General features: G+C 70.3%; 8 protein-coding genes. All 8 read left to right on the forward strand.

From position 1 onward, the window contains the following. Positions 1–409 (forward strand): sigma 54 modulation/S30EA ribosomal C-terminal domain-containing protein (locus tag AC3XYG_RS01400; RefSeq protein ID WP_489138022.1); only part of this gene is annotated, 409 nt, incomplete at its 5' end. A gap of 23 nt (positions 410–432) precedes the next feature. Beyond that, a complete protein-coding gene (gene ptsN, locus AC3XYG_RS01405; protein WP_489138023.1) occupies positions 433–891 on the forward strand; it encodes a PTS IIA-like nitrogen regulatory protein PtsN in 459 nt (152 codons plus the stop codon). Between the two features lie 57 nt (positions 892–948). Beyond that, positions 949–2,484, forward strand: a complete 1,536-nt coding sequence (locus AC3XYG_RS01410; RefSeq protein WP_489138024.1) for an FGGY-family carbohydrate kinase — start codon at positions 949–951, stop codon at positions 2,482–2,484. Positions 2,485–2,540: 56 nt separating this feature from the next. Then, a complete protein-coding gene (locus AC3XYG_RS01415; RefSeq protein WP_489138025.1) occupies positions 2,541–3,296 on the forward strand; it encodes a GntR family transcriptional regulator in 756 nt (251 codons plus the stop codon). After that, a complete protein-coding gene (locus AC3XYG_RS01420; protein WP_489138026.1) occupies positions 3,293–4,033 on the forward strand; it encodes an SIS domain-containing protein in 741 nt (246 codons plus the stop codon). The genes AC3XYG_RS01415 and AC3XYG_RS01420 overlap by 4 nt, the downstream gene beginning before the upstream one ends. A 113-nt stretch (positions 4,034–4,146) precedes the next feature. Next, on the forward strand, positions 4,147–5,433 hold the full coding sequence (locus AC3XYG_RS01425; RefSeq protein WP_489138027.1) for an ABC transporter substrate-binding protein: 1,287 nt from the start codon (positions 4,147–4,149) through the stop codon (positions 5,431–5,433). A gap of 29 nt (positions 5,434–5,462) precedes the next feature. Further along, a complete protein-coding gene (locus AC3XYG_RS01430) occupies positions 5,463–6,356 on the forward strand; it encodes a carbohydrate ABC transporter permease (RefSeq protein WP_489138028.1) in 894 nt (297 codons plus the stop codon). Further along, positions 6,353–7,074, forward strand: a 722-nt coding sequence (locus AC3XYG_RS01435; RefSeq protein ID WP_489138029.1) for a carbohydrate ABC transporter permease, incomplete at its 3' end; no start/stop codon positions are given. The genes AC3XYG_RS01430 and AC3XYG_RS01435, both read left to right, overlap by 4 nt.

The following is a 7,074-nucleotide window of genomic DNA, read 5'->3' on the forward strand; positions in this document are numbered from 1 at the left end:
CCGCAACATCCTCCTGCAGAGCAATGCGGAGGCCGAGAGCCCGTATCACGCCTTCGACGCTGCGGCGAACAAGCTGGCCAAGCGCCTGCGCCGCTACAAGCGCCGCCTGCGCGACCACCACAATGGCGACGGCCAGCCGGCGCTCGCCGCCCAGGCCTACATCCTGGAGGCCGAATCCGAGGAGCTGCACGAGGGCGACGAGCCGACGCAGCCGATCGTGATCGCCGACGTGTCGACGACGATCGAAAGCCTGACCGTGCTGCAGGCGGTGATGCGCCTCGATCTCGGCGACCTGCCGGCCCTGATGTTCCGCAACCAGGCACTGGGGCGGCTCAACATGGTGTTCCGCCGTCCCGACGGCAACATCGGCTGGGTCGACCCGAAGGGGAACGAGGACGCCGCCGCCTGACGGCGGCGCGTCCGAATCCGACCATGATCGATTTTCTTCGCCCCGAGGCGATTCTCGCCAGTCTGAAGGCTGCCAGCAAGAAGCAGGCGCTGCAGGATCTGGCCCGCCGCGCCGCCGAACTGACCGGCCAGCACGAGCGCTTCATCTTCGACGTGCTGCTCGAGCGTGAGCGGCTGGGGTCGACCGGCGTCGGCCGCGGCATCGCCATCCCGCACGGCAAGCTGCCCAACCTGCCCGGCGTGTTTGGCGCCTTCGCCCGGCTGGAGCGGCCGATCGACTTCGACGCAGTCGACGAGCAGCCGGTCGACCTGGTGTTCCTGCTGCTGGCCCCGGAAGGGGCGGGCGCCGACCACCTCAAGGCGCTGGCCCGCATCAGCAGGATGCTGCGCGACGAAGGCCTGTGCGAGAAGCTGCGCGGCTGCCAGAGCTCCGACGCGATCTACGCGCTGTTGTCCCAGACCGAGGCGGTGAACGCCGCCTGATCCCCGGCCGCCCGCTCCGCTGGGCGGGGTGGGCCGGTCTTCCTGCGCAGGCCCGCCATGCCGCCGCTCCTGCTCGGCCTCGACGCCGGAACCTCGGTCATCAAGGCCGCGCTGTTCGAGCGTGACGGCCGCCAGGTCGCCGCTGCGGCGCGGCGCACCCTGGTGACCCATCCCGCACCATCCTGGTCTGAGAGCGACCCCGAAGCCGCGTGGTCGGCGACCGTCGCCGTGATCCGCGAGGTCCTGGCCGGGGCCGGGGGCCGCGACATCGCTGCCATCGGCGTCTCCGGCGCCATGGTCGGCGCCTGGGTGATCGATGCCGCCGGCCAACCGGTGCGACCAGGCATCCTGTGGGATGACGGCCGCAGCCAGGGCTGGATCGAGGCGCGGCTGGCGGCCGATCCCGGCTTCCTGTCGGGCATCTTCGCCTCCTCCGGCTCGGTGATGCAGCAGGGCTGCACCCTGCCGGTGCTGCGCTGGCTGCTGGACCATGAGCCGGAGGCGATGGCCCGGGCCGATTGCGTCTTCGGCTGCAAGGACTATCTGCGCTTCCGCCTGACCGGCACCCGCGCCGCCGATCCGACCGAGGCATCGGTGGCGCCCGGCGATGCCCGGGCCCAAGGCCGCAGCGATGCGATGCTCGACCTGTTCGGCCTGGGCCCGCACCGGCACCTGCTGCCGCCGGTGCTGCCGTCCCATGCGATCGCCGGGGCGGTGACCGCGGCGGCCGCAGCCGAGACCGGCCTGCGGCAAGGCACGCCTGTCGTCACCGGGGCCGGCGACGTCGCCGCCAGCGTCATCGGCTCCGGCGGGCTGGCACCCGGCATGGCCTGCACCATCCTCGGCACCACCTGCCTCAGCGGCGTCGTGCTCGACGCGCCGTCCTTCGTGCCGCCGGATCTCGGCCTGCTGTTCAGCCTGCCGGACCGGCTGTGGCTGCGCTGTATGGTCAATGTCGCCGGCACCAGCAATCTCGACTGGTGCCTGCGCAGCCTGTGTCCGGACCTGGCGGCGGCGCCGGACCCCTATGCCGCGCTGGAGGCGCTGGCCGAAAACGCCGGCCCCGGCGCTGGCGGCGTCGTTTATCTGCCCTATCTCAGCGAGGTCGGTATCATCGCCCCCGCGGTCTCGGCCACGGCGCGGGCGCAGTTCGCCGGGCTGACGCCGGCGCATGGCCGGGCCGAGCTGGTCCGCGCCGTCTATGAAGGCCTGGCCTATGCCATCCGCGACTGCTTCGCGGCGATGGTGGAGCGGCCGCAGGCCGTGCTGCTGTCGGGCGGCGGTGCGCGCAGCCCGTTCTGGTCGCAGCTGATCGCCGATGTGCTGGGCCTGCCGGTCGAAATCCCGGATGGGTCCGGATCTGGGGGCCCCGAATCTGGTCGCACCGAATACGGGGCCCGCGGCGCCGCCCTGTTGGCCGGGACCGGCATCGGGTGGTATCCCTCGGTCGGCGAGGCGTCGCGGCGGGTGCGTGCGGTCCGGCGGGCGCATCGCCCCGATCCGGCGCTGCGGCAGCGCTACGACGCCGCCTTCACCCGCTACGGCGCGTATCGCGACGCATTGCTGCGGATGACTAGGTCCGACCTTTCTTGACGGGCTGCGGATCGGCCGCCATCATGTCCACTGTGGTCTAGACCACCAGGATCGTCATGACTGTACTCGAGCCAACCTCGCCGGACCGGCCGATCTACCAGCAGATCGCGGAAGACCTTGCCGGGCGCATCCGCGACGGCGGCTTCGCCGTGGGCGACCGGCTGCCCTCCGAACGCGACCTGGCCGACCAGCTCGGCATCAGCCGGATGACCGTGCGCCAGGCGTTCAAGAGCCTGATCGATGCCGGGCTGATCGAAAGCCGGATCGGCCGCGGCTGTTTCGTCGCCCGGGCCAAGGTCGACCAGCGGCTGCAACGGCTGACCGGCTTCAGCGAGGACATGGCCCGGCTGGGCTTCCGCGCCGCCAGCGTGATCCTGCGCCAGACCGTGGTGCCGGCCGCGGGCGAGGCGCGCGAGGCGCTGGGCGTGGCCGAAGGGGCGCCGCTGGTGCTGCTGGAGCGCGTCCGCCTGGCCGATGCGGTGCCGATGGCCTTCGAAATCAGCTGGCTGCCCGAAGCCCTGGTGCCCGGCATCCTGGACAAGCATGATTTCAGCACCGCCTCGTTGTACGAGGTGCTGCGCCGCGACTACGGCCTGGTGCCGTGGCAGGCCGAGCAGACGGTCGAGGCCGACCTGCCCGATGCCATGACCGCCGGCGCGCTCGACATTCCACGCAGCTCGCCGATCCTGGTCCTGACCCGGCGGACGGCCGATGCCACCGGCCATGTCCTCGAATTCGTGCGCTCCGCCTATCGCGGCGACCGCTACAAGATGCGGGCGCGGCTCTCACCCCCAGACCCGACGGATTCATGACCGCCTCTGCTCTCTCCGGCGCCTCCGCCTATCTCGCCGGCATCGCCGACCGCATCGCCAGCCTGGCCGCGACCCAGGGCGGGGCGATCGGCGCCGCGGCCGAAGCCTGCGTCGACACCATCCGCCGCGACGGGCTGATCTACATCTTCGGCACCGGCCATTCGCACCTGATGGCGGAAGAGGGGCATTTCCGCGCCGGCGGGCTGGCCTGCGTCGTGCCGATCCTGGCCTCGTCGGTGATGCTGCATGAAGGCGCCGTGGTCAGCGGCGTGCTGGAGCGGATGACCGGCTTGGCCGACCCACTGCTGAGCCGCTATCCGATCGGGCCGGACGACACGCTGTTCGTCTATTCCAACAGCGGGGTCAACGCGGTGCCGGTCGAGGCCGCGCGCTATGGCAAGGCCCGCGGCGCGCGCGTCGTGGCCGTGACCTCGATCGCCTATTCCAAGGCCGCGGCAGCCGGGCGCCAGACCCTGGCCGAGATCGCCGACATCGCCATCGACAACCAGGGCCCGCCGGGCGACGCGCTGGTGACGGCGGCCGAAGGCCTGACCGTCGGCCCGATCTCGACCGTGCTGGGGGCCGCCATCTGGAACGCGGTGCTGACCGAAACGGTGGCCAGGATGGCGGCGTCGGGCGAGGTGGCGCCGGCCTATATCAGCTCGAACATGCCGGGGTCGAAGGAACGCAACACCGCGCTGGTGGAACGGTACCGCACGCGCAACCCGCATCTGTGACATCCGGCGGCCGCCGGCGTGGCGGCTGCGGGGCAGGGATTTCGGCCCGATGGACGGACGCCCGATCAACGAGGCGCCGCCCGGGCCGGGGGAATCAGACAGGGGAGACAGCAATGACGACGAAATGGTCGATCGTGTCGGGCGTGGCTGCGGCCGCGCTGCTCTGGGGCGCCGCCGCCGCGGCCGCGCCGGTCAATCTCGTGCTGTGGCACATGGAGCAGCCACCGCAGCGCGTCGCCCGGATCCAGGAGGTGATCGAGGCCTTCAACAAGACGCACCCCGACATCGTGGTGAAGCAGGAGCCTCAGAGCTGGGGCGAGATCTACGCCAAGGCGCCGGCCGCGATCGCCGCGGGCAATGCGCCCGACATGCTGTTCGCGATCCCGGACTTCGCCCCGGTGCTGAAGAATCTCGGCGCGCTGCAATCGGTCGACGGCTTCGTCAAGCAACTCGACGCGCAGCATCACTTCGTGCCCAGCGCGCTGGCGCCCTACAGCTATGACAACGGTGTCTGGGCGGTGCCGCTGTACAACATGGCGATGTCGCTGTGGTACCGGAAGAGCGTGTTCGAGAAGGCCGGGCTGACGCCGCCGAAGACCTGGAGCGAGTGGAAGGCCGCGGCGGAGAAGCTGACGGCGGATGGCCGCTACGGCATCGGCCTGCCGGCCAACAAGCAGCTCTACACCGACCAGACCGTCTACGACCTGATGGTCAATGCCGGCGCCGCCGACATCTACAACCCCGACGGCACGCTGCGCTTCGACAACCCGGAGACGGTGAAGGCCTACGACTTCTACAAGGATCTCTACCAGTTCTCGGCCGCCGACGCGCCGAGCTGGACCTGGGGCGAGGCCGAAGCCTGCTTCGCCAGCGGCGGCTGCGGCATGGTGCTGCAATTCACCGTCATCAGCACCTATGACAGCCAGGCGGAGGGCGAGGCGGCGGATCTCGGCGTCGCGCCGATCCCGCATGCCGATGGCCGCAGCGACTCCGCCACCATCGCCTATTCCAACGCGGTAATGATTCTGGCGAAGGACGAGGCCAAGCGGAAGGCGTCGGAGACCTTCATCGCCTGGCTGCTGGAGCCGGAGGTCTACGGCCATTTCCTGAACATGGAGCCCGGCCTGTTCCTGCCGGTCACCGCCGACGGCGCCAAGGCCAAGAGCCTGTGGAGCGACCCGCTGGTGGTGAAGTACAAGCCGCAGATCGAGGCGATGATCGCCAACAGCCGCAACGGCGCCCTGTTCGGCTTCACCGGCGGCCACACCTTCCCCAGCATCGCCGCCATCTCGGCCCAGAACATCCTGGCCGAGACGCTGCAGAAGGTGGTGGTCGACGACACGCCGACTGCCGAAGCGGTCAAGGCCGGCCAGGCCCGGATGCAGGAAGCGGTACACTGAGCGGAGGCGGGTGAGGGCCGCACCGGCCCATGCGGTCCGCGCGAACGCGCCGCCAGGCCGAGGCTGTCGCCGGGATGCTGATGGTGGCGCCGGTGCTGCTGTGGCTGGCGGCAACGATCCTGTATCCGCTCGGCGCCGCGGTCGCGATCAGCCTGCGCGACATCCGCATCATCGGCTCCGATGGCGGCTTCGTCGGCCTCGGCAACTATGCCGACGTGCTTGGGATGGCGCGGCTGTGGGCGGCGCTGGGGCGCAGCCTGGTCTGGGTGACCGGCAACGCCGTGCTGCAGACCGCGCTGGCTCTCGGCACCGCCCTGCTGCTCAACCAGCGCTTCCGCGGCGTGCGGCTGGTCCGGGTCTGGATCATCCTGTCCTGGATCGTGCCGACCATCGTCGTCGTCATCATCTGGCGCTGGCTGCTCGGCACCTCGGGCGGCATGGTGAATTACCTGCTGGTCTCGCTTGGATTGATCGATCGGCCGGTCGGCTTTTTCGCCGGTCCGGGCAGCGCCATGGCCTCGCTGATCGCGATCAACTCCTGGCGCTGGTTCCCCTTCGTCGCCGTCATGCTGCTGGCGGGGCTGCAGCGCATCCCGGCCGATCTCTACGAGGCGGCGGCGATCGACGGCGCCGGGCCGTGGCAGAGCTTCCGCCGGATCACCTGGCCGCTGCTGCAGCCGACCCTGCTGGTGCTGGGCGTGGTCGGCACGCTGCTGTCCTTCAACGTCTTCGACATCATCTGGCTGACCACGGCCGGGGGCCCGTCCGGCGGCACCCAGACCCTGCCGGTGCTGATCTACGAGACCGCGTTCAAATCCTACCGGCTGGGCCAGGCGGCGGCGATGTCGGTGCTGGTCAGCCTGCTGCTGATGGCCCTGGCCGTGCTGCTGACCCGGGCGCTGGCGCCGAAGGGGGAGGGGTGAGGCGCCGCCTCGGCCAATCCGTGGCGATCGGGTTCGGGCTGCTGGCCCTGGCCGTGCTGGTGCTGCTGCCGTTCTGGTGGATCGCCACCGGCTCGATCAAGGCGCCGCAGGAAATCATCGCCCGAGTGCCGACGCTGGTGCCGCACTCCTTCACCCTGCAGCATTTCGACAGGCTGCTCGCCGCCTCGGACTTCCCGCGCTATCTCGGCAACAGCCTGCTGGTCGGGCTGGGGTCAACCGCGATCACCGTGGTGCTGTCCGTGCTGGCCGCCTATGGCTTCTACCGGCTGCGTTTCCCCGGCCGCGACCTGCTGTTCCGGGCGGTGCTGGTGGCCTATGCCTTCCCCGGCATCCTGATCCTGATCCCGCTGTACGGGATGATGTCGCAGGCCGGGTTGATCGACACGCCGGCGGCGCTGGTGATCGTCAACGTCACCTTCGCCTCGCCCTTCGCGATCTGGATGATGCGGGCCTTCTTCGCCGCGATCCCGGTGGAGCTGGAGGAGGCGGCGCTGATCGATGGCGCCTCGCGCCTGACCATCCTGGCGCGGATCATGGTGCCGCTGGCGGCGCCCGGCATCGCCGGCGTCGCCATCTTTGCCTTCATCGCCAGCTGGACCGAATACCTGTTCGCCTCGGTGCTGATCCTGTCCGATGCCAACCGCACCCTGCCGGTCGGCTTCGCCGGCATCATCGGCCAGTACCAGATCGACTGGGG

Source organism: Inquilinus sp. (genome assembly GCF_057815775.1).